Here is a 21,631-nt window from a genome sequence, read left to right on the forward strand (position 1 = left end):
CCTACGGCGCCCCCGAGCCCCCGCCTTGAGGTGGCGCTCCAGCGTCTTCCCCAGGGATGGGACAAGGCCATCCGACGGGGATAGGGAAACCAGTAGGAATCCCGCTACCATATACCCCCTCACACTGTGCGGCAGGATGCAGCGAACAAAGTGTCCGCGGCACAGTCTGACAGATGGGATCGTAGGAGTAGCTTCGCCCATCGGCCCTGCAATGCAAACGTGGATCGTTGGGGTCCGGGTAACCCGATCCGGTCCCTCCGCCGGAATCCTGGCCGCCCGTGCCGGAATCGAATCTCCCGGCATCGAAGGTCCCCGTGCCGGAATCAAAGGTCCCTGCATCGGGAAACGGCCTTGGCCCGAGGCCACCACCACAAACGATGCCCGGAAGTTCCGCTTTGCTCGACAGGGTCAAGTCGGCATTGTCGAATTGCAGCCATCCCTCGGTCCAACCGAGGTTGAAACCCGCATGCGGCAAGGCCCCCGTCTTGTCGCGCAGCTTTTCGTACGAGAGCGATGCGCCGCCTCGGAAATACGTCAGTGACAACTCGCGATCGCCACCAAGGATGGTATCGTCGGCATCCAGTTCATCATCCCCATTCTTGTCGACATAGACGAGAAACCCCGCCACCGCACGCGATAGCGGATCGGTCACTTGCCCGCCCACCGATTCACCCTGCGTGCCGAGCCCGAGATCGCCCGGCGAGGACCCGGTCGGGGGCGGGCCCGCATCAGTCCCGTCGTCGTCGTCGGTGAAGAAATATCCGTCGGGTGGCGTTTCCACGGTGAGCGAATACTGCCCATTCACCACGGGGGCATCCGCCGCGATGGTCACATTCCCACTGGCCCCGCTCCGCCATACCAGCGCCACGTGCGCCCCATTCGGCAGGGCCGTGCCGCTGAGCGAGCCGGAAAGTGAGAGTGAACCTTCCTGACGTGATGGATCAGAAAGCCCCCCACACGCCAGCAGGGCGGCGCCCGCGGCGGTCGAGGCAACAACGGCGAGCTTCAGATGTTTCATGTACGTTCTCCCTCTTTGCAAATGCGTTTACCGATGGAGACGCAGCGAGGGATCCGATCTGTAACATCGAATTTCGGTTTTCTCGAATTGGTGCACGGCCAGTGGCCGCGGCGCCATCCTTTGGATAGGCTGCCGTCACATCTCCGCGGGGCGCGGGGGCGCGGCCGTTCCGGCGAGGATGCCACCGTCGATATTGAATTCGGTGCCCGTCGTGTATGCGGATTCGTCCGAGCCAAGGTACACGGCGAGTGCCGCCACCTCTTCGACGGATCCCCAGCGACGGAGCGGCGTGTCCTTGGTGAATTCCTTCATGCGCGCCTCGCGCTCGGGCCCCTGCCCGAGGATCGCTTCCCACATCGGCGTGAGGATGGCGGCGGGCTGGATGACATTGCACCGAACGCGCAAACCCTGTTCGGCGCAATACAGCGCCACCGATTTGGTGTGATTGCGAACCGCACCCTTGCTCGATGCATACGAGCTGGCCGCAGGTATCCCCACCACGCCCGAGCGCGAGCCCATGTTGACGATGGATCCCGCACCGGTCCGCCGCATCGCGCGGATGCCGTGCTTGCATCCGAAAAGCACGCCTTCGAGGTTCGTCGCATGCACGGCGCGCCAATTCTCGATGGAAACATGCTCCGGATCGTGCGGCTCGAAGGCCTCCTCGAAGCCGGTGACGCCCGCATTGTTCACGAGCACGTCGAGCCGCGCGTGCGCCTCGAGCACCTCGCCCATCACCCGTTCCCAGTCCGCCTCGATCCGCACGTCCAGATGCACGTAGCTGGCGCGCTCCCCGAGCTCCCGTGCGACCTCTTCGCCCAAATCGTCCTTGATGTCGCTCAAGATGACGCGCGCGCCCTCGCGATGAAAAGCGCGCGCGATTCCTTCACCGATTCCTCGTGCGGCCCCCGTGATCAGGGCCACCTTGTCCGCTAGTCGTGCCATATGGGTCCGGCGAACCTAGCGGAAGTCCGCCACCAGCGCAAAATGCGGTTATCGCCAATTGAAGTCGCGCGGAAAGAGATACCCCTCGGGACTCTTCCCCTCACCCGCGGCCATCACGCGAACGTCGTAGTCCCCCGCGCGCACCGTGGTCTCCTCGGCACCGCGCACCTGAATCCAGGCTTGCTTCTGATTCACGAGGCGCAGAATGCGAAGCGGAATCGTGCCTTGCTTCGCGCTCGCCGGGAAGTCGCACCGGATGCCGCGTTCGGGCTCCAGGAATCCCTCCTGGCGATGGTAGATCTCCACGCGCACCTTGCCGCGCGTCGGGGATGTCCATTCGAACTTCGCCGGCTTCCACCGATCGAGCTCGAAGATGGGGATCCCACCATCGCTTGGCGTCGGCGGCGAGGCGGGTTACGTCACGGCAACGTTGACCGAATGGCATCGGAGCGCCAATGGTCGCCATTGCGCCATCATTACATAAATAATGCATATGACGCTCAATTAGCGCTCATTTTGCGCATCACGCCCAATTTCGATGGCGGCCGGCCATCGCATGGTATACGCAACGTATACCAACCTCATGACGCACGAATGGAGTCATCATGATGCGTTTCAATCGATTGTTGCCGGCCGCGCTTTTTTCCGCCCTCGTTGGCCTCGTCGGCTGTTCATTCGCGGCCGATGACGCATACTCCGCGGGTCCGGCGCAGACCGCACTGGGGGAAGTCGCGGCGTCGCGAGCGACGGTGCGGGTCCACTATCCGGTGGGGGCGCGAGCTCTCTCCCTCACCGCGGAGCATGGGCCCGTCTCCGCGCAAAACGTCGGGGACGACACGTGGGAATTCACCTTCGACGACGTGGCCTCCACCTTGAGTGTGAAACCCGTGCTCGACAGCGTGCCCGCGCGCGGTCCGAATTACACGGCGAGGGCCGGACAGACCGTGGACATCTATCCGCACTTCTTCGACCAAAAAGGTTCGGTGAGCACGCGATGGCGCAACTTCAAATCGAACGTGCACCCGCAACCCTTTGGAAGGGGGCGCCCCATCGAGGTGTACCTCCCGCCGAGCTACAAGGAAAACACCACGGCGCGATTTCCGGTCATCTACATGATGGATAGCCAAATCGTCTTCGGGAATTCCATCTTGGGCACCGCGCTGATGGGCGATATGAAGGTCGACGAGCAATTGGACGCCGCCGCCGAAGCGGGCACCATCGCGGAAGCGATTGTCGTGGGCATCCTCAGCCCCGTCTCGCTCAATCTTTCGGACCCCATGGAGGCGCGCAATCTGGAACTTACCCCGACGAAGGCCGCCGACCCGACGGGAAGTGTCAAAAAGAGCGGCGACGGCCCCAAGTTCCTCTCCATGTTGGTGGATGAGCTAAAACCGCTGGTCGACTCCGAACTGCGAACGAAGCCCGGTCGCGAGACCACCTTCATCGGTGGAGCGTCGCTCGGAGGGCTCATGTCCGTCTACGCCGGGGTGACGCGTGGCGACATCTTCGGAGGCATTGTCGCAATGTCATCGTCCGCGTTTTGGGACAACCGCATTGCCGCGCGCATGATCCGCGAAGCGAAAACCGGGCCCAAGCAGACCTTGCGAGCCTATGCGGACATCGGCGGCGGCGAGGTTTACCCCGACACCGAGATCAAGGACATGATGATTGTGACCAACAAGGACCTCTTCCAGGCGTACGCCGACGCCGGTTATGTCGAGGGCACGAACCTCATGACCCAGGTCACGCCGGTCATCGAACCCGGCAAAGAGCACAACGGCAAGTATTGGGCGATGCGGGTTCCCACCGCCTTTGCCTTCGTGGTCGGCGCAGGACGCTAGCCACACGGACGCTGGCGACCTATACATCACACCATGATCGAAACCTCGCTCGTCACCAGCCGCGCGGACCTCGAAGACATCCTGACGTTGCAGCGCGAAAACCATCGCGATGTCGTTCAGGAGGAGGACGCGCGGCGCGAGGGTTTCGTCACGGTCGCGCACACCCTGGATGCGCTCGAGGGCATGCACTCCATCGCGCCAAGCGTCATCGCCCGCGAAGGCGCCGAGCTGGCGGGCTACGCCCTGGTGATGCCCGTGGAGGCACGCACCCTCGTGCCCATCCTCGCTCCCATGTTCCGGCAATTCGAGGTGCTCGAATGGCACGGCAAACCCCTCGCCGCCCTGCGTTACTACGTCATGGGCCAGATCTGCGTGGCCCGTACCCACCGCGGGCGGGGCGTCGTCGATGCGATGTACCATGAGCACCGCGCCCGTTACGCCTCACGGTTCGAGCTATGCGTCACCGAGATTGCCACCCGCAACACGCGCTCGATGCGCGTCCACGAGCGGGTCGGGTTCAAGCTCGTGAAGACCTACCGAGACGCCCACGAAGAATGGGCCGTGGTGGCCTGGGATTGGTCACCGCCAACGTGATGCATTCGCGTCGCGACTCACGATTTGGCAATTCGTGAAGGACTAACCCCCAGCGCACGCCGCATGCAGCGGGCCATGTGGCTGGGATTGGCGAAGCCTGTCTCGAGGGCCACGTCGACGATGCTCTTTCCGCCTTCCAGAAGCAGCGCCCGCGCGCGCTCGACGCGGCGCTCGAGGACGAAGGCATGCACCGGCTTTCCCGCGGCTTGCCGGAAGAGCGGTTTGAAGTGCGATAAGCTGTATCCGGCCACCCCGGCCAATTCGGCGAGGGTCAAGTCCTCGTCGAGGTGCGCTTCGATGTATTCGATCACATTGCGCAGACGCCAGGCCGGCAGGGCGCGCCCGGGCTTGACCGCCGCACTGGCATAGCGCGATTGCAAAGCAAGAAGACGCGCCGCGAGCGCGGAGGCCAAGCTGTCCGTGAAGAGGCGGCCGCCCGGATAGGCGTCGTGATCTTCGGCCTGCATCATCCAGCCGATACGCTCGATTTGCGGATCGCGAATGTGAATCGACGATGCAAGATCCGAATCGGCCGCACCGACGCCCATCGCGTGTGCGGTCTCTGACACGAGCGACGGCGAAAGGCGCAAGAGCAGGGATGTCGCGGGCGACGAGACAATCCAGCGCGTGCTCGACCCCGCGGGCACGACGCAGAATTGACCGTGGAGCCGAACGCCTTGGCGCGGGCGATTCGTCGTGCCGTACGCCACCGGCACCGGCTGGCCCAGGTGAAGACAGAGCACGTGGCGCGCGTCCACCGGCGACTGGAAAAGCCCCTCGGGAACGGGCGACGTGAGCACGTCGAGGAGTACCGAACGATTTCCGCCCGCGTTGGGCGCCGCCGGAGCCGGGTAGCAGGGAGGACGCGGAAAGCCGTCGAGCATGGCACGAAGTGTAATACGGCTCCGAAGATCATCCGAATGTATCCGGCGCCAGCCGGCCGTGTGCGCAGCGTCATTCCGCGCGTGACAGCATCTTCGGCATGATTTCTCGCCCTTTCAGCCTGAATCGTCGCCAATTCGTGGAGCTTGCCCTTGGCATCGCCGTAGCCGAAGCCGCCGAGGCCTGCGCGTCGCACGTGGCCCCTGCCAGCCCAGGCCCGCTGCCCTCGCTGAACGCGGCAGAGTTTCGCGCGGCCAGGCGCTTCGCCGAGATTCCATTTGGCAAGATCGCCTATGTGGAGCGCGGCTCGGGGGACGCCGCGCTCTTTCTGCATGGGGCACCGCTCAACGGCTTCCAATGGCGTGGCGCGATCGATCGGCTTTCGGCGTACCGGCGGTGCATCGCCCCCGACTTCATGGGCCTGGGCTATTCGCAGGTCCCCGCGCGCCAAGGCCTGGCGGCCAAAGATCAAGTGGCGATGCTGGCGTCGCTGCTCGATGCGCTCGGTGTCTCCAAGGTCGACCTCATCGCCAGCGACAGCGGCGGCGCCGTCGCGCAATGGTTCATGGTTCGCTACCCCGATCGCGTGCGCACCGTACTCCTCACCAATTGCGACGTGGAGCCGGACAGCCCGCCGCCCAAGATCATGCCCATCATCGAGCAAGCGCGCGCCGGAACCCTCCATCGAGGCATGGACGAATGGCTCGCCAACAAGTCGCTGGCGCGCTCGACATTCGGGAAGGCCGTGTTTCGCGACCCGAGCCAGCTCACCGACGATGCCATCGAGTACTACTTTTCGCCCCTTGTCAGCTCGCCCTTGAAGCGGACGCAATACGAGGGCTTCCACCTCGCACTCGATCCCAATCCGCTGGCGGGCATCGAACCCGCGCTGAAACGCGTCGACATTCCCACCCGCATTGTATGGGGCACCAGCGACGATTTGTTCTCACCCGCGAGCCCCGACTACCTCGATCGCACCCTCGCCCGCTCCCAAGGCGTCCGCCGGGTCCCCGGAGCCAAATTGTTCTTTCCGGAAGAGTTCCCTGAACTCATCGCGGAAGAGGTACGCAGACTTTGGGGTGTTTCCACCTGATTCCGCGATAGAACGGAGGAATGTGCGCCGCTCGGATGCATGACCACGAGGTGGACATCGATGTTCGCCTCGTGCAGCGCTTGATCTCGACCCAGTTTCCGCTCTGGGCCAATCTGCCCCTGGCGCCCGTCGAATCCGCTGGAACGGTGAATACCGTTTACCGTCTTGGCACCGACATGGCCGTGCGGCTTCCCCGCATCGAAGAAGCGCTCAATGACGTGGAGAAAGAGTGGCGCTGGCTGCCGCGCCTGGCCCGCGTGCTGCCGGTGCCGATCCCCGTACCGCTCGCCAAAGGCGAGCCGGCGGACGGCTATCCCTGGCCTTGGTCGGTCACACGATGGCTTCGCGGTGACAATCCCGTGGTCGGCCGACTCACCGATCCACTCCGACTCGCGAAAGACTTGGGCGATTTCGTCCGCGCCCTCCATCGCGTCGAGGCGAAGAATGGACCGCCATCGTACCGAGGCGTACCGCTCGCCGCCCGCGACACCGCCACGCGCACCGCGATCGCCGCGCTGCACGGGATCATCGACACGGAGGCCGCCACCGCCGCGTGGAAAGACGCGCTGCTGGTGCCTGCCTGGACGGGTCCCCCCGTGTGGATCCATGCGGATCTTTCGCCGGGCAATGTGCTCGTCTCCAACGGGCGCCTTGCTGCGGTGCTCGACTTCGGAACCCTCGGCGTAGGCGACCCTGCGGTGGACGCGATCGCCGCCTGGAACCTATTGCCCCCGGGCGCGCGGGAGAGCTTCCGCGCCGCCCTCGCGATCGACGATGCCACCTGGGCGCGGGGCCGCGGGTGGGCATTGTCGATCGCGCTCATTCAACTACCGTACTATCGCACCACCAATCCCGTGCTCGCGGACAATGCGCGCCACGTGATTGGCACCATCTGCGGCTAGTTCAACTCCTCCCGGCTCTTCTCGGCGGCATGGACGAGCCCGTCCTCCCACACGTTGACCAAGCGGCCCTGCGCCTTGAGGAAGCGCCCGTGAACGACCACGTACTCCACGTTGCGCGGCTGACCGTTGAACACGATTTGGGCGAGCCAGTCGACCTTGGGGGCAAAGTTGATCTGGTGCGGGTCGATGACGATCAGGTCCGCCTTCTTGCCGGGCGTGAGCGAGCCAATCTCGTTTTGCATCCCGAGAACCTCGGCACCGCCCATCGTGGCGAGACGAAGGACTTCGGCCACCGTCGGGGTCGCCGTGGCCTTCAAGAACTTGGCGCGCTGAAGGCCCACCGCGGCGCGCATCAAGTTGAACATGTCGCTCGTGTCGTTGGTGCCGCCGTCGAGCCCGAGGCCAATCTTGATGTGGGCGTTCACCAACTCGGGCATGCGGATGATCCCCGAGGCGAGGCGCATGTTGCTCAGCGGGCAGTGGGCGATGCGCACCCCGCGGCGGGCGAGCAAGGCAATCTCGGAATCGGTCAGGTGGATGGCATGGTTCACCATCAACGTCGACTTGAGCGCGCCCGCCTGCTCCAGGGAGCGAATCTGGTCGGCTTGCCGATCGGCGATGTTTTCGAGGAGGTGCGTGTTGATGTCCACGTGCAATTCATCGGCCACTTGCACCATTCGCTGCATCGCCGGCACGTTCTCGGGAACGGGGTGGCTGGCAAGCTGGAGACGCGCCCGCGGATTGCGGTCGATGATCTCGCGCTTCACCCGGCGAATGTCCGTCTCGCGGTTGAAATCGAAGGCATACGCGTAGACGAAACGAAGCCCCGAATCGATGAGTGCACGAATGTTGCCGTCGACGAAGTTGGTATTGAAGCTGTGAGACCAGTCGGTCACGGTGGTAACACCCGTGCTGATCACGTCGGCCGTACTCAAACGCACGGCGTTGTAGGTTTGCTCCGCGTTCATCTTCTGGCCGACGGCCAACATGCATTGCGTCAGCCACCCATTGAGATCCGTATCGGTTCCACAGCCTCGGATCATCGACTGCCACAAGTGGGTATGCGTATCCACGAACCCCGGCATGACGATCTTGCCGGTGGCATCGAGCACCCGCGCGCCCCGGGGGGAAATTCCCTTTCCCACCTCCACGATGCGCTCGTCTTCGAAGAGCACGTCCCCCTTGTCGATGATCCCCAGAGGCCCCTTCCCCAGCCTGGGATCCATGGTGATCACCACTTCGGCGTTGCGAACCAGCACCCGCCCCCGTGCGACCGAGTCGGCACGAGCGACCCCGGGCGACAGGCACACGAGCAGCAGCGCCGCGGAAAGCAACACACGCCACAAAGCCAACGGACTAGCCCTCATCGAACAGCCTCCTCATCGCGGTCGAAGCTCGACGGACTCCGACACCGTTCGTCCACTTTAAACGAGATATCATGCTGTCCATGATTTCAATTCGTAAATAGGAAGAAAGATCGCGAATGGCCACCCCTTCGCGTTTGCGCCCGGTGACGCGGGGAACGTCCTTCTGTCACCTCCTTCTTCTGTGAGCTGGCCTGGGCACATTCTGGGTGGACTGCGCAGGAAGACCGGTCGTCAGCTCCAACGCGCGAAACGCGGCGCCGGGATGGCGTGCGCGGTGGCAAGCTGGGTTCGGCTCCATCGCCGCAACGGAAAGGCACGACGAACGGAAACGTTTTTCCTCGATGCTTTCAGGACATTTCGGTGAAGCTTGTGCTATCACTGCCCACGGTTCCATGTACATCGCCCGGAGTGACTGGCAGCACGGTGTAGCCGTGTGGTGGTACGCCGGTGTGGTGAGCGACGAGGAATGGGAGGAAACCTTCGCGCACCGCAGGGAGCTTTGCGCGCGCAGTCAAGGCATGCCTTTCCGGCCTTCCGTGCTGCTCGTCACGGGCACGGAGCCCATGCCCAATGCCCTTCGCCGCCGGCAGCTGTGCGAGGTGCAGGACCACCCGCACTACAATCCGTATATCGCCTGCGTCAATCGCGATCCCCGCCAACCGGGCATCACCACCGCCCTTCGCTGGGTGCGTGGCCGTCCCAACTGGGACGAGTCCACCTTCCTCACCATCGATCAGGGCATCGCATGGCTGGAAGAAAAGCGTGGGGGGCGGCTTCCCGCCCTGCGCCTGCTGACCGCAAACGTCCGCCGCTTGGTCGCCGCGCAGGCGCAATCAAGGGCCTAAACGCTGTAGCTCAACCGTCCGGTCCGATGGCGGGGATTGCAAAAGGATGCATCCCCGCCAACGGCACACGGAGATCGAGGACGTTACAGGCGCCCTGCCCGACTCGGTCGCGGGCCCGGCGCGGGTACGGGCGGAGCCATGGGCACCGGGGGGGAGACGGCGGAGGCAGACACCTCGACGGTGCGGACCCCCGGCTGGCCCGCGGTAAGCATCTCGGTGCTCGCGCGGTTGGACTCATTGGTGCGCTGCATGTAGAAACCCGGCGCGAGCTGCGCCGTCGCGGCCTCGCCGTTCGGTGCCGGGGCGAAGGTCTGAAGGCTTCCTCCGAGAATGGCACACTGCTCGGCGGAGAGCTCCTTTTCGAAGGTGAGGATGCTGGCATTGCGAACGGTGGATTCGCCGCGGAAGTTGCCGGTGAGGGTAAACGTCCTATCGCTCAACGAAGGCAGCAACGACGCAATGTCGCGCAGAGCCCCCGCTTCCGCGACGGCCTGGGGTATCACGTAACAGGCAATGCCTTCTTTGACGTAATCCCAACGACCCTCGCCCAATTCGTTGTACTCCGAGGTGTAGTGGTGGTCCTTGCCGTTGTAATAACGATACAAGGGAACCGCACCGTTCTCCGGCGTTGCATAGACGTATCCCGCAATGCCCTCTTTGGTATAGCCTCCGCGCCCGTCACCGAGCTCGCCGTAGTTGGTGGTGTAAAAATGGTCGCCACCGTCCCAGTAGCGGTAGAGAGGCACGGTGCCAGGCTGCTGCGTCTCGAAAATGTATCCGGGCGATCCCTCTTCGCTGTAGCCGCCGTCCTCCGGGTGCTCCTCGTTGATGGTGAAGAAATGCTCGTTTCCATTCCAATAACGTCTCAATTTCTTGAGACCGCGGGGCACCACCCCAACCTGGCCCCCCAGCAAGAACACGTGCAGCGTAAACGGCACGTCCTGCACCTTCTCCTGCTGCAAGATGGCCTGGAAGATGACCTTCTTCATGGAAGGAATGCGCAGCGGCGTCTCGAACTTGTAGGAAATGGCCTCCGTTTCCGTGCCCTCTTTGCCTCCCTCCAGCGATATTTCGAAATTGAATTCGCTCGAGGCTTTCACGAACAACGCATTGACCGCAAAGCCGACCTTCCAGCCTATTTTTGTGCCCGCCTTCACGTACCATTTGACTTGGTTGGTGATCGTCTTGTCCACGCTGGCCTTGACGTCCTGGGGCAGCGTCGAGCAATTGCTGTAGACGATCTCGTCGATCAACAGGGGTGCCACCGTCGAATCCGGGGGGTGGGCGATCATCTGCTTGTCGTAGTTCGCCCCCTCGAACTCGCGCTCTGCAATGAACACCGCACTGCCTCGCGCCTCGAGGCGCTTGTTCATCTCCCGGACCATCTCCACGGTGATTGTCGGCATAACCCCTCCTGACCGGCGCTTAGGTGCGCGCGGAAACGACCATGGTAACGCGAGGTCCTAGGGGCTTGTCTCCCGGAAAGATGTCCGCTCGACGCCACCATTGGTTGCCTTAGCACCGACTCGGCGACACAAGCGCGCTCTCGATGTCCCCATCATCGCCTGAGCCGTGTCCAAAGAGCGACGCCTGCGCCACGCCGGCACGGCGAGCCCCCCCGCCATCGAAGATGCCAAGGGTGCTCGCCGGCGGGACATCATCCATTCGTCGAGGACGTCGAACGGCGACGACTCAATTCCAAATCCACCGCTCGTACTCCCCGTCATTGCAGGGCCGCGTGTAAAGGTCGCCACCGTGCGTATCGAGGCACTTGCCGGTGGCCTGATTGGCGAATCGGCGCGTGCCGTCGGAATAGCCCTTGATGAACCAACTTTGCGATTGATCGTTCTTGTCGCACGGTGCCGTGTAGGCATCGTTGTCGAAACCGCCGCCACCGTGGGTCGAGAGGCAGCGCCCGGTCGCGATATTCTTGAATTCGTAGGTATGGTCCAGCCACTCGTGAATGTTCCATATCTGATAATTGCCACCATTGCAGCCGAGCGTATAGGCGCTTCCAGCACCGTTGCTATCCATGCACTGCGACGTGCCAAGGTTGATGAAGCGTCGCACCTGATCGGAGGCCAGCTCGGAGTTCGTCTCTTTCGAGTCGATTTCCGGCTCGGCGTCCGTCGGAGCGGCACATCCAGAAGCCGACGCACAAAGCGCGACCGCGAACAGCGAAGCAATGAACGCTGATTTCATCAGTATTCTCCAATGAATTGGTCAATAAGCGGCAACCTCGAAACGTCGAGGAAGTGTCTCGTCATTTAGTACGCCATGCGCGAATGACAAGTACTCAATCTGCCGCCGTCGCAACTTTATCCGAGTGTAAACGTTCCGTTGACGCGACCATGCAGCGCGCCAGTTAGGCGTCCATTGTACGGCCGAATTGGCGCCCATTCGTGAACCGCAGTCTGGTCCGTATCAGGGCGAATCCTTGAACAACGCCTTCGCGCCCCACCACCAGAGCGCGCTCGGGTTCTTTCGTTCGGGGTACAGCTTGATCATCGCATCGTAGAACTCGCGCGCATTGTGGCTTTTCGGAAGGGTGCGCTCGACGTCCTCCAAGTAACGGCGCGTCTCCTCGACGGCCTTGGGGTCGTCCTCGAGGTCTTTGTTCTTGTGGCTCGCCACGACATGCGTCGGTTTGAGCGACGACACGGTGTCCAATGCGCTCATCCATGCGCGAAGGCCGCCGTTGCCCGATTCCATCAAATACTGATGATAGCCGTTGTAAACGACATCGCCGGCAACGACCAATCCGATGGCGGGAACGTGCACGACGCTCGATTTGTCGGTATCGGCATGTCCGACCTCAACGAAGCGCACCTCGTTGCCCTCCAATTGAAAGACGTTTCCGGACGGCGCCGTGGCCACCACCGGCGAATCGGGGATCTGCCCTGGAAAATTGGACTCCCATGCCGATGCGCGAAACGTCGGATCGGCATGGATGCGCATGACCTCGATGGTCCCCTCCGTGGCATACGGCTTGGCGTCAGGGAAATGCCGAAGCAGCACGGACGTCCCAAACCAGTGATCGCCATGGCCATGGGTGGTGGCAATGGCGATCAGTCGCTTGCCGCTGGCCTCGACCCATTGGGCCACCCGTTCCGACTGGTCCGTGGTCATGGGCGGATCGACCAATACGGCATCGTGCTCGCCCGTGATCAGCGTGCTGGCGATGGGTTGGAACACGTGCAGCTCACCGGTGGGCGTTCTCTCGTTGTCCTTGAAGGGAACGGGGTCGTTGACGAATACGCGGTAGGAGAGTCGGTTGGCCGTGGGCGGTCGGTTCTCGATCTTGTCGTCGTGGCACGATGCGGATGCCAGCGTCAGCATGAAGCCGAGGGCGGTGGCTCGAAGGAACGTCACTTGGGTCATGCCTCGAATCAGCCATCGACACGCCCCCGTCGCCATGTCGAAAACGCGACACTTTCGGACACGCCTCGTCGCTAACGGTCATTCTTCTTCGCGTGCTCGATCAGGTTGTCCCGCAGGGTGACCACGCCCTTTTGCATCTTGCGGAACTCCTCGGGGGTGAGGCCGGAGGCTTTGACCAGGTTCATGGTCAGCCCTTTCTCACGCAGGCGGCGGCCGGCGTCCGTCAGGGTGACGATGACGTGACGCTCGTCGGCCGGATCGCGTTGGCGGCGCAGGTACCCCATGCCCTCGAGCTTTTTCAGGATGGGCGTCAGGGTGTTGGACTCCAGGAACAGCTTCTCGCCCAGCTCGCTTACCGTCTGGCCGTCGTTCTCCCAGAGCGAGACGATGGCGATGTACTGCGGGTAGGTCAGACCGAGCTTCTCCAGGATGGGCTTGTACGCGCGGCCGTACGCCAAGTTCGTCGAGTAGATGGCAAAACATAGGAAATCCGCGAGTTTGGGACTTTTCGGGTCTTTCGGATCCACGGGACTCATCAGGGGCCTCTCGACCTATTGTATCGCATACGAACCAATCGGATGCTTGACATCGACGCGAGGCCGAACCATAGAAGTCGCACACGAATGAATCGCATGCGATTTACAGATTCCCGCGACGAAAACGTCGACCACTCACGCCGCAGCCTGCTTGGCGCGGCGGCCTTTGGCCTCGCGGCGACCTCCTTCGGGCTCCTCCGCTGTGCGAAAGCCCAGGCCAGCAAGTACGTCCCCGGCACGAACACGACGTTCGGACCGCTCAAGCAGATCAACGCGGGCCTGTTGAACGTCGGCTACGCCGAGGCCGGGCCGCCCGATGGGCCCCCGGTCTTTCTGCTGCATGGCTGGCCGTACGACATTCATAGCTACGTGGACGTCGCCCCGATCCTGGCGTCGGCCGGATACCGGGTCATCGTCCCGCACCTGCGCGGCCACGGCACCACGCGTTTTCTCTCGAACGACACGTTCCGCAACGGGCAGCAGTCGGTGGTGGCGTTGGACCTCATCGCCTTGATGGACGCCCTCAAGATCAAAAAAGCCATTTTGGCGGGTTACGATTGGGGCGCCCGAAGCGCCGACATCGTCGCGGCACTCTGGCCGGAGCGCTGCAAGGCCTTGGTGTCGGTGAATGGATATTTGATCAACGACCTCGAGCGCAACAAACGGCCCCTACCGCCCAAGGCGGAGCGCGGGTGGTGGTACCAGTTTTACTTCGCCACCGAACGGGGGCGGGCCGGCTACAAGGCCAATGTGCGCGAGTTCAACAACCTCGTGTGGACCGTGAATTCGCCCAAGTGGAACTTCGACGGCCCGACGTACGACCGCTCGGCGGCGAGCTTCGACAATCCGGATCACGTGGACATCGTGATTCACAATTATCGTTGGCGTTTGAGCATGGCCCCTGGTGAGCCGAAGTACGACGAGTTGGAAAGAAAGCTCGCAGCTGGTCCCGTCATTTCCGTCCCCACGATCACACTCGATGGTGACTCCGACGGTGTCGTGTCCGCGACCGATGGCAGCGGCCAGGCCGCGAAATTCAAGGGCAAACGCACGCACCGCATCGTGAAGGGCGCTGGACACAATTTGCCGCAGGAAGCACCGCAAGCCTTCGCCAACGCGGTTCTCGAAGTCGACGGCTACTGAATTAAAACGAAACCCAACGAGAACGACGGCGTAGTCGCAGCATGACTCTTCTTCACCAGAAAAAATGGATTGTCCCTGTCGGGATTTGCGTACTCGCTTTCGGAGGACTCCAGTTCTTTCGCCCCACGGTGGAGAACCCGCCCGTCACCGGCGATCTGACGGCGCCGGCGCCCGTCAAAGAGATCTTGCAGAAGGCTTGCTACGATTGCCACTCCAACGAGACCCGTCTGAAGTGGTTCGACCACATCTCGCCGGGCATCTGGTTGGTCGCGTCCGACGTGCAGCACGCGCGCGGAGCGATGAATTTCTCGAATTGGGACAAGCTTTCCAAGGACCAGCAGAAGGCGAAACTGTTCGAGTCATTGAACCAGGCCACCTTCGGAACGATGCCGCCGGCGCAGTACACCGCGCTGCATCCATCGGCCAAGCTGACGGCGCAGGACATCGCGGTGTTGAAGGAGTACCTGGCCACGCAGATCCCGAAGACCGAGCCCACACCGCAGAGAGCTGCCACCGCGGACAATCAATTCGCCACATGGACGCACGGCGCCGCGGCCAACGATGTGCAACCTTCTCCCAACGGCATCGACTACATTGCGGATTACAAAAACTGGGAGACCATCAGCAGCTCCGACCGGCCCGACACCGGGACCATGAAGATCATCACGGGCAACGATATCGCCATCAAGGCGGTGCGCGAACACAAGACCAATCCGTGGCCGGACGGGGCCATCCTCGCCAAACTGCAATACGAGGCTTCCGCCGACGCGAACGGAACGGTCCACAATGGCGTGTTCAAGCAAGTAGGCTTCATGGTCAAGGACAGCAAGAAGTACTCGAAGACCCAAGGCTGGGGCTATGCGAAGTGGAACGGGACGAAGTTGGAGCAACCTTACAAAGATGCCTCCTTTGCGACGGAGTGCGTGAATTGCCACGCGCCCATGCACGACAGTGACTTCGTCTTCACCAACGGCATCGACTTCTCCGCCGGCCCGCTGGGGGCTCCGTCGAAGTCGGATTTGGTCAACAAGGCCGCATCGCTGCCCAAGACGCCGCTGTTCGATACCCACGGCTGGAAGGTCATCACCTCCTTCACCGATCGAAGCCACGGTACGACGTACATGCTCTTCGGCAATGATTCGGCCGCCCAGGCCGCCCGTGCGGGGCAAACCACGTATCCGCAGGGCGCCGTGCTTTCGCTCGTGGCGTGGAAGAGCGCAGAGGATGAGAATTGGTTCGGCGCCACCGTCCCCGGTGCCCTGCAATCCGTCGAGCAGGTGACCTTCTCGACCGAACATCCGACCTACGACCGCTACGATGGACCGGCCTTGAACAAGGCACCCGCCGATCCCGCCGCCGCCGACGCGCGCGTCGCGTACATCGTCCAGCAGCGCGCTTCGATCATGCCGTAGGCCGAATCGACCAAGGGAAACGATTTTCGACAACCGCGCGCGAAACGAGACCGAAGGGAATGGCGAGCTCTCGCCCAGAAAGGCAACCCTTCGATGACGACGCGGTTACGTACCGGCACAGGATTCGTTTCCTTGCTCGCGCTTCTTTCGGCATGTTCTTCGGCCTCCGCGGAACGAGCCGAGCTCCCACAGACGGCCTCGGCGGAAGCCGCGGCATGCGCCCCCGCCCCGGCGCCAGGGCCCTTGCAGTCGTACGGCGACCAGGCCGCCATCTTCCAGAACGACGCGACCAACGTCCAGTATGATGTCCTTACGCAACACAACGACCTCGCGCGCACGGGCGCGTCGACGCACGAAAACATCCTCACCCCCAGCAACGTAAAGAGCGGCTTCGGCTATCTGGGATCCGTTCCGGTCTCGGGGAAAATTTACGCGCAGCCTCTCTACGTCGAGAATGCGGCGGTGTCGTGCGGAGGCGCCGCCGTCAAGAACGCGAACATCGCCTACGTGGCCACCCTGGACAACATCGTTTACGCGATTGACGTCCAGAGCCAGGCGATCTGCTGGAAGACCCCCACCCTGGGTTGTGGAGAAAATGGCGACCCGCTTCTGGGCTTCAACCCGGAGCAACGCGAGGGCCCTGGCGCGGTCACCGTCGGAATCGTCAGCACGCCCGTCGTCGACTTGGCAAAGAGCATCATGTACGCGGTCACCCGCGAATTCAGCGGGAGCCCGACGCCGGCGACGCACTTCTTCGTCAACTCCATCGACACGCGCACGGGCGCCCTCGTCGGCCGCGCCGAGGTGAAGTCCGATGGGACGAATGGCTGCAACAACTTGGCGTTCCAGCCCGCCTATCACAACAACCGCCCCGGTCTGGCACTCGTTCAGAACAAGCTCTTTCTCGGATTTGGTAGCACGCGCGGCGAGGACGACGAGGTGCCGTATCACGGATTCGTCATCGGCTTCGACGTGAGCGATCCCTCGCGCCCCACACCGCTTGCCAGGGTTTTCTGCTCCACGCCGAACAGCATCGGCGGCGGAATCTGGCAATCGGGAGGCGGCCTCGCCTCGGATGGCTCGGCGATTTACCTCATGACGGGGAATGGCGCCTACCAGTTCATCAACGGGGACATCAAGAACCCCGATACGAGCGTCCCCGAAGGCCCGAAACCGGGCGACTATGCGGACAGCTTCGTCAAATTGCCACTTTCGTATTTCAATGCGGGTTCGACGACGCCGGTCCAGGCCTACACCGATCAGCGCCGGACGGCGGAGTTGCAGCCATCCAATCCGCCCCCGCCGAACCAGCCGCCCAATCCTCCGACCTACCGACTGCGCAACAACGGCTTCGATCACACCATCTACTGGGGCCGCGAGCGGGCCGATGCCGATTTGGGCTCGGGTGGAACGCTGCTCCTCGGCGGTCGCGTCATCGGCGGCGGAAAAGACGGCCGCCTCTATTTGCTCAACGCCGCCGATATGGCCCATCGGCAGTCGTTCCAGGCCTTCGTCGATGGCGACAACGGCCTCGGAACGGACGCGAGCTACTCGTCGATGTATTCGTACCAGCAGCCCTATTATTCCGGGCCGAACATTCACGGTGCCCCCCTGGCGTGGGATGTGAGCTCACGCGGTGGCGGCGCCGGCACCTACGTGTACGCTTGGAGCGAGAAGGATTCGCTCAAGCGGTTCGAAGTCCGCCAAGGACTCTTCACGGACACGCGCGATGCGACGCCCGCGAACCCCGTCCCCTCGCCCCACGGTGAGGTGATGAGCCAGTTCCGTTCGATGCCCGGAGGTTTCCTTTCGCTCTCCGCGAATGGGGCAACCAATGGAATCGTGTGGGGCATCGTGGAAGAGCCTTACCCCACGAAGACGAGCGCGGACGACCAACACGATCACAATCCCGCAGCGCGATGTGGTCCGGGATTGGCGACCGGCGAAGCGTGCGGCGGCTGCATGGTGGGACCAAATTCCGATACGTTCGTCGAGTATTGCGATGCCACACAAGGCTACGTGCAGGGTCGCCTGTACGCATTCGCCGCCGACGACAACGGGCGAGGCTTGCTTCCTCTTCTCTGGGGCGACAAGCGGGTGCCGGCAGGGAAAACGCCGAATAATCTCATTCGGCGGTATTCCAAGTTCACCTCCCCGACGATTGCGCACGGCAAAGTGATCGTGGCCACCGGAAACAACGAAGTGCAATTCTACGGTCTGAAGTCGTCGCCGGCGCCCGCCCGACGCGCGGACGACCTCATGGCCGTATGGCCGGAGAGCAACTCCGCATCGTTCGCGATGTACCGCTCCAATGGCCCCACCGCGGCATCGTTCGCGCCACACTTCGCCTGGGCCACCAAGGATGGCGGCTGGAATCCCACCAACTGGATGGCCGGAGATTACGACGGCGATGGGATCTCCGACGTCGTCAACGCATGGCCGAACGGCTTCGTTGGCCCCACCGTGTTGAACGGCCTTGCCATGCGCCGCTCCACCGGAAATGCGTCTGCGCCCTACGAGACGACGAGCCAATGGGCGGGAACGCTATCGGCCATACCGAATACCAACCCCACACAGTGGACGTGGAACCGCGGGGGCGACGGAACATGGAACCCCACGGCCCAATGGCTATCGGGAGACTACGACGGGGACGGCCGCACCGACGTGGTGACCATTTCGAATGACGGGACCAATTCGCCTTCGCTTTCCGTGTTCCGCGCTGCGAGCAATGGCATCCGTTTCGAGCACAGCTTCCTCTGGTCGTGGCGCGACGCCGGCTGGATCGATCCGCCGAACATCAACTGGGTATCCGGCGACTTCGACGGCGACGGTCTTTCCGACATCGCCGCCATTTGGAACGACAACGGTGCGAACCGGATCACCGTGCGTCGCTCCCTTCGCTCGGCCTTCGAGGCAAACTGGCACTGGATCGTGCCCACGGGCACGTACGCGCCCAACACGAAATGGTTCGCCGGAGATTTCGACGGCGACGGTCTCTCCGACATTGCGTCGGCCGAAAAGAGCGGCGACAGCGCCGTCTTTCGCATCTACCGGTCGACGGGAACGCAGTTCCAGTTGGTCTACACGGGCAATCCCGACGGCGGATGGGGCAACGACGTCAAAATGGTGGCGGGCGATTTCAACGCCGACGGCAAAGCCGATATTGCCGCCGTCTGGAACAAGGGCAACCTGAACGACATCGTGGTGCGAACGTCCACGGGAACGGGCTTCGCCCCGGCCCAATCGTGGCAGCAGCCCGGCGGCTTCTACGGAGGGTGGGAGCCATCCACCGTGTGGCTCGCTGGAAAGTTTCGACGCTAAGAATACGCGACAAATAGCTTCACGAAAAGGACGACATCATGCACTGGACCACCCCGTCTCTCGTCGAAATCAAGATGGACGCCGAAATCAGCTCGTACCAGGAGGACTTCGATCCGGACCGCGACATGCCGCGCTTCGCCGAGCCGGACATCGAGGTCGAGGCACGCGCAACGGTGTGATTCGCTGAGCCCTCTGCGCGGACGGGGATTCCAGCCTCCCCGCTCGCGCGAATTTGGGCGATGGACTCACCCCTTCTTGCCCCAATACTCCTCAATGGCCTCTTTCAAGAAATGGGCATGGGGCGAGTCATCCAGGTCCGAGAGGAGGCGTTCGTTTGCGCCCGACGTCAGAACGACCATGACGTGGTAAATCGGACGCCAAATTTCCGTGTCGTTCACCGAGCCTTCGAGGCGATTCGTTTCTTCGATGTAAAGGCCGGTGACCGACTCCACTGGTAGATCGCGAGCCACCGTCCTCCTGGGCGAGAACAGCGTTTGCCGCACGGAGAGGCTTTGCGCGGTGACCACCACGGTGAGCCGGCAGAGAAACGCGGTCACGGCGATGTAGGTGATCAGGATTCCGGCGAGGATGTGAAGCGTGAGCCAAGGGGTCCACGCTCCCATCTTCAGCAAAAGCAGCATGCATCCGTCCCAGCCGCACGCAAAGACGAGCAGAAGCTTCCCACGGCGATCGGGGCTCCATCGGGTCATCTTCAGCGGCGCCCGAAGCGTCCGACCCGGCTCGCGGTAGCCACCGGCCGTGCCCCCCGCGACGATCTCGCCGCCCTGCACATGGATGTCGGCCGGCTTCCTGGCGGATTGCCAAATCTTCGGATTCGCCTCCATCATCGCGATTCAACGTAACCATTCGGCGTGCCCGAAGGGATGGTACGAACATGGTCCAGCATTCCAGTGCGCGGCCAGCTTGCTCGACGCGGACGGTCATTACCGAATAGCGGCACGAAAGCCGTGCGATTACGCGGTACGTGTGCGCACACGTGAACTGGCCGATCCGTCCCGCGAATGCACACCGACGGTGTGTTCTCGACGTCTCACATTCAATAGGCATCGAAAAGTTTCGAAGGCAACGGTTGCGGGAGCGGACTCGTGTTGGGAAACGTGCCCCGAATGCGCGAAGCGGGGTTAGAGTTTCTCCGACCCCGGCATGCATCTTCCTCCCCGGATCATCGAATTATCGATCTTTCGCGCAAGCGGCCAAACGGCGTGCACGCGTCAGCAGCCGAAGTTCTATCTCGGCAAGGGAGAGCGGCTCGGTGCAAACGACGTCGCCGTTCCGGAGCTCACCGTCGACGGCTACCACGCGGAGATCGCGTGGGATGGCACCGATTACGTCATTCGCGCGCTCGATAGCACGGACCTCTTGCGCGTGGGCGGCATCCCGCTCACCCCGGGCATCACGCGGACGCTACTTCCCGAATGCATCCTTCAGATGGGGGCCACGCGCATCGTGGCCCGGCAGCCGAGTCTGTCGCCCATCAAGCGCTACCTCTCGCGCGACGAGCTGGATATCGCGCGCGCCGAGATCGAGCGCGAGCGGCACGATCGCACGCGCTGGGGCTACGCTCGGGTCATTCCCGTCGAAGCACCGCCGGACGTCGTACGGCGGAATCAGACCTTTTTCAGCACGATCGAGCTGAAGCCACGCACGCCGCCCAAGCCGTACCGCCTGGGCAAGAGCCGCATCTGCGAGATTCACGTCGTCGGCGACGGCGTGGCCGATGAACACGTGGCACTCGCGGTGGAGTCGGACGTCATTCGCGTGACCAATACGCACACGTCCCTCGTTCATCTCGGCAACCGCACCCTGGAGCCGGGCGCGCAAACCGTGTGGCATGGCAGCGACATGCTGAAGATCGGCCCCGTCGTCTTCGGGTTGTACGATCCCATCGAGCACGCCCTCCGCATGGTGGGCCCCGCACCGGCAGAGCGTGGCAACGATGGCCGGCTCCTGCCCTCCGCGCCGTTCGAGCCGGAGCCGCCGTGCCGCAAGCCCCTGGCATCTCTGGCGTCGCTTTTGTCGGGCACGGTCACCATCGAGCTGCCGGAGAGCGAGGCGTTGGTGCTCTTCGATTGGCTTCTGCGATTCAACAACAACGCCGCCCACGACAACACGAAGGACCTCGCGGGACGGCGTTTGCTGCAGGAGCTGGAAGGCACGTTGGAGCCCATCCTGCTTCCCAAGCTCATCGATCCGATGTACGAGCGTCTGCTCGAGGAGGCCCGTGCCAAGTTGCGCGATCCCGATACGAAATTCGAGCTCGCCGCGCACCTCGGCGAATCGAACGACGAGCCCTCGACCGGCGGGAACTGAAGCCCGTCCATTCCGGGAAT

The 21,631-nt window shown here is 62.9% G+C and carries 20 protein-coding genes; 10 read left to right on the forward strand and 10 right to left on the reverse strand.

Annotation, left to right across the window (positions count from 1 at the left end):
* Position 1: 1 nt before the first annotated feature.
* The 3 genes from LVJ94_27690 to LVJ94_27700 form a co-directional block, all read right to left on the reverse strand.
* A complete protein-coding gene (locus LVJ94_27690) occupies positions 2 to 1,018 on the reverse strand; it encodes a hypothetical protein (protein WXB00695.1) in 1,017 nt (338 codons plus the stop codon).
* A 135-nt stretch (positions 1,019 to 1,153) separates the two neighbouring features.
* Positions 1,154 to 1,963 carry a glucose 1-dehydrogenase gene (locus LVJ94_27695; GenBank protein ID WXB00696.1) on the reverse strand — a complete coding sequence of 270 codons (810 nt, stop codon included), beginning with the start codon at positions 1,961 to 1,963 and terminating at the stop codon, positions 1,154 to 1,156.
* Positions 1,964 to 2,011: 48 nt separating this feature from the next.
* A complete protein-coding gene (locus LVJ94_27700) occupies positions 2,012 to 2,269 on the reverse strand; it encodes a hypothetical protein (GenBank protein WXB00697.1) in 258 nt (85 codons plus the stop codon).
* Positions 2,270 to 2,568: 299 nt separating this feature from the next.
* On the opposite strand from LVJ94_27700, the gene LVJ94_27705 reads away from it, so the two are divergent.
* Both LVJ94_27705 and LVJ94_27710 read left to right on the forward strand, forming a co-directional pair.
* Complete coding sequence (locus LVJ94_27705; GenBank protein WXB00698.1) at positions 2,569 to 3,804, forward strand: hypothetical protein; 1,236 nt, start codon at positions 2,569 to 2,571, stop codon at positions 3,802 to 3,804.
* Between the two features lie 33 nt (positions 3,805 to 3,837).
* The gene (locus tag LVJ94_27710; protein WXB00699.1) at positions 3,838 to 4,398 is read left to right on the forward strand and encodes a GNAT family N-acetyltransferase; all 561 of its coding nucleotides are present in this window, start codon (positions 3,838 to 3,840) and stop codon (positions 4,396 to 4,398) included.
* Positions 4,399 to 4,415: 17 nt separating this feature from the next.
* On the opposite strand, the gene LVJ94_27715 is transcribed toward LVJ94_27710, so the two are convergent.
* A complete protein-coding gene (locus tag LVJ94_27715) occupies positions 4,416 to 5,282 on the reverse strand; it encodes an AraC family transcriptional regulator (protein WXB00700.1) in 867 nt (288 codons plus the stop codon).
* Positions 5,283 to 5,380: 98 nt separating this feature from the next.
* On the opposite strand from LVJ94_27715, the gene LVJ94_27720 reads away from it, so the two are divergent.
* Positions 5,381 to 6,373, forward strand: coding sequence for an alpha/beta hydrolase (locus LVJ94_27720; protein ID WXB00701.1), 993 nt, complete (start codon positions 5,381 to 5,383; stop codon positions 6,371 to 6,373).
* Between the two features lie 35 nt (positions 6,374 to 6,408).
* Positions 6,409 to 7,275 carry an aminoglycoside phosphotransferase family protein gene (locus LVJ94_27725; GenBank protein WXB00702.1) on the forward strand — a complete coding sequence of 289 codons (867 nt, stop codon included), beginning with the start codon at positions 6,409 to 6,411 and terminating at the stop codon, positions 7,273 to 7,275.
* On the opposite strand, the gene LVJ94_27730 is transcribed toward LVJ94_27725, so the two are convergent.
* Positions 7,272 to 8,642 (reverse strand): amidohydrolase family protein, encoded by a 1,371-nt coding sequence (locus LVJ94_27730; GenBank protein WXB00703.1) that lies wholly within the window; start codon positions 8,640 to 8,642, stop codon positions 7,272 to 7,274. The genes LVJ94_27725 and LVJ94_27730 overlap by 4 nt on opposite strands.
* A 392-nt stretch (positions 8,643 to 9,034) precedes the next feature.
* Between LVJ94_27730 and LVJ94_27735 the strand changes: the two genes are divergently transcribed.
* Positions 9,035 to 9,487, forward strand: a complete 453-nt coding sequence (locus tag LVJ94_27735) for a hypothetical protein (GenBank protein WXB00704.1) — start codon at positions 9,035 to 9,037, stop codon at positions 9,485 to 9,487.
* 83 nt (positions 9,488 to 9,570) lie between these two features.
* On the opposite strand, the gene LVJ94_27740 is transcribed toward LVJ94_27735, so the two are convergent.
* From LVJ94_27740 to LVJ94_27755, 4 genes are all read right to left on the reverse strand, one after another.
* A complete protein-coding gene (locus tag LVJ94_27740) occupies positions 9,571 to 10,893 on the reverse strand; it encodes a hypothetical protein (GenBank protein WXB00705.1) in 1,323 nt (440 codons plus the stop codon).
* A gap of 286 nt (positions 10,894 to 11,179) precedes the next feature.
* Positions 11,180 to 11,689: an RICIN domain-containing protein gene (locus LVJ94_27745; GenBank protein ID WXB00706.1), complete on the reverse strand. Its 510-nt coding sequence runs from the start codon at positions 11,687 to 11,689 to the stop codon at positions 11,180 to 11,182.
* Between the two features lie 222 nt (positions 11,690 to 11,911).
* Positions 11,912 to 12,859: an MBL fold metallo-hydrolase gene (locus LVJ94_27750; protein WXB00707.1), complete on the reverse strand. Its 948-nt coding sequence runs from the start codon at positions 12,857 to 12,859 to the stop codon at positions 11,912 to 11,914.
* Between the two features lie 80 nt (positions 12,860 to 12,939).
* On the reverse strand, positions 12,940 to 13,404 hold the full coding sequence (locus tag LVJ94_27755) for a MarR family transcriptional regulator (GenBank protein WXB00708.1): 465 nt from the start codon (positions 13,402 to 13,404) through the stop codon (positions 12,940 to 12,942).
* 96 nt (positions 13,405 to 13,500) lie between these two features.
* Between LVJ94_27755 and LVJ94_27760 the strand changes: the two genes are divergently transcribed.
* The 4 genes from LVJ94_27760 (at position 13,501) to LVJ94_27775 (ending at position 19,459) form a co-directional block, all read left to right on the forward strand.
* Positions 13,501 to 14,547: an alpha/beta hydrolase gene (locus tag LVJ94_27760; GenBank protein ID WXB00709.1), complete on the forward strand. Its 1,047-nt coding sequence runs from the start codon at positions 13,501 to 13,503 to the stop codon at positions 14,545 to 14,547.
* Positions 14,548 to 14,675: 128 nt separating this feature from the next.
* Positions 14,676 to 15,959: a heme-binding domain-containing protein gene (locus tag LVJ94_27765; protein ID WXB00710.1), complete on the forward strand. Its 1,284-nt coding sequence runs from the start codon at positions 14,676 to 14,678 to the stop codon at positions 15,957 to 15,959.
* A 93-nt stretch (positions 15,960 to 16,052) separates the two neighbouring features.
* Positions 16,053 to 19,280 carry a VCBS repeat-containing protein gene (locus LVJ94_27770; GenBank protein ID WXB00711.1) on the forward strand — a complete coding sequence of 1,076 codons (3,228 nt, stop codon included), beginning with the start codon at positions 16,053 to 16,055 and terminating at the stop codon, positions 19,278 to 19,280.
* A 38-nt stretch (positions 19,281 to 19,318) separates the two neighbouring features.
* A complete protein-coding gene (locus tag LVJ94_27775; protein WXB00712.1) occupies positions 19,319 to 19,459 on the forward strand; it encodes a hypothetical protein in 141 nt (46 codons plus the stop codon).
* 66 nt (positions 19,460 to 19,525) lie between these two features.
* Here LVJ94_27775 and LVJ94_27780 read toward each other — a convergent pair whose 3' ends face one another.
* On the reverse strand, positions 19,526 to 20,128 hold the full coding sequence (locus tag LVJ94_27780) for a hypothetical protein (GenBank protein WXB00713.1): 603 nt from the start codon (positions 20,126 to 20,128) through the stop codon (positions 19,526 to 19,528).
* Positions 20,129 to 20,444: 316 nt separating this feature from the next.
* Between LVJ94_27780 and LVJ94_27785 the strand changes: the two genes are divergently transcribed.
* The gene (locus LVJ94_27785; protein ID WXB00714.1) at positions 20,445 to 21,611 is read left to right on the forward strand and encodes a hypothetical protein; all 1,167 of its coding nucleotides are present in this window, start codon (positions 20,445 to 20,447) and stop codon (positions 21,609 to 21,611) included.
* Positions 21,612 to 21,631: the final 20 nt, after the last annotated feature.

Source organism: Sorangiineae bacterium MSr11367, assembly GCA_037157805.1.
Classification (GTDB): domain Bacteria; phylum Myxococcota_A; class Polyangia; order Polyangiales; family Polyangiaceae; genus Pendulispora; species Pendulispora rubella.

Bases quoted from the DNA above. Each gene is read 5' to 3' on its own strand.
- LVJ94_27775 (WXB00712.1), top strand. From the start codon at position 19,319: ATGCACTGGACCACCCCGTCTCTCGTCGAAATCAAGATGGACGCCGAA.
- LVJ94_27745 (WXB00706.1), bottom strand. From the start codon at position 11,689: ATGAAATCAGCGTTCATTGCTTCGCTGTTCGCGGTCGCGCTTTGTGCG.
- LVJ94_27735 (WXB00704.1), top strand. From the start codon at position 9,035: ATGTACATCGCCCGGAGTGACTGGCAGCACGGTGTAGCCGTGTGGTGG.
- LVJ94_27720 (WXB00701.1), top strand. From the start codon at position 5,381: ATGATTTCTCGCCCTTTCAGCCTGAATCGTCGCCAATTCGTGGAGCTT.
- LVJ94_27780 (WXB00713.1), bottom strand. From the start codon at position 20,128: ATGATGGAGGCGAATCCGAAGATTTGGCAATCCGCCAGGAAGCCGGCC.
- LVJ94_27785 (WXB00714.1), top strand. From the start codon at position 20,445: ATGCATCTTCCTCCCCGGATCATCGAATTATCGATCTTTCGCGCAAGC.
- LVJ94_27705 (WXB00698.1), top strand. From the start codon at position 2,569: ATGATGCGTTTCAATCGATTGTTGCCGGCCGCGCTTTTTTCCGCCCTC.
- LVJ94_27695 (WXB00696.1), bottom strand. From the start codon at position 1,963: ATGGCACGACTAGCGGACAAGGTGGCCCTGATCACGGGGGCCGCACGA.
- LVJ94_27755 (WXB00708.1), bottom strand. From the start codon at position 13,404: ATGAGTCCCGTGGATCCGAAAGACCCGAAAAGTCCCAAACTCGCGGAT.
- LVJ94_27690 (WXB00695.1), bottom strand. From the start codon at position 1,018: ATGAAACATCTGAAGCTCGCCGTTGTTGCCTCGACCGCCGCGGGCGCC.
- LVJ94_27760 (WXB00709.1), top strand. From the start codon at position 13,501: ATGCGATTTACAGATTCCCGCGACGAAAACGTCGACCACTCACGCCGC.
- LVJ94_27770 (WXB00711.1), top strand. From the start codon at position 16,053: ATGACGACGCGGTTACGTACCGGCACAGGATTCGTTTCCTTGCTCGCG.
- LVJ94_27710 (WXB00699.1), top strand. From the start codon at position 3,838: ATGATCGAAACCTCGCTCGTCACCAGCCGCGCGGACCTCGAAGACATC.
- LVJ94_27730 (WXB00703.1), bottom strand. From the start codon at position 8,642: ATGAGGGCTAGTCCGTTGGCTTTGTGGCGTGTGTTGCTTTCCGCGGCG.
- LVJ94_27740 (WXB00705.1), bottom strand. From the start codon at position 10,893: ATGCCGACAATCACCGTGGAGATGGTCCGGGAGATGAACAAGCGCCTC.
- LVJ94_27725 (WXB00702.1), top strand. From the start codon at position 6,409: ATGCATGACCACGAGGTGGACATCGATGTTCGCCTCGTGCAGCGCTTG.
- LVJ94_27715 (WXB00700.1), bottom strand. From the start codon at position 5,282: ATGCTCGACGGCTTTCCGCGTCCTCCCTGCTACCCGGCTCCGGCGGCG.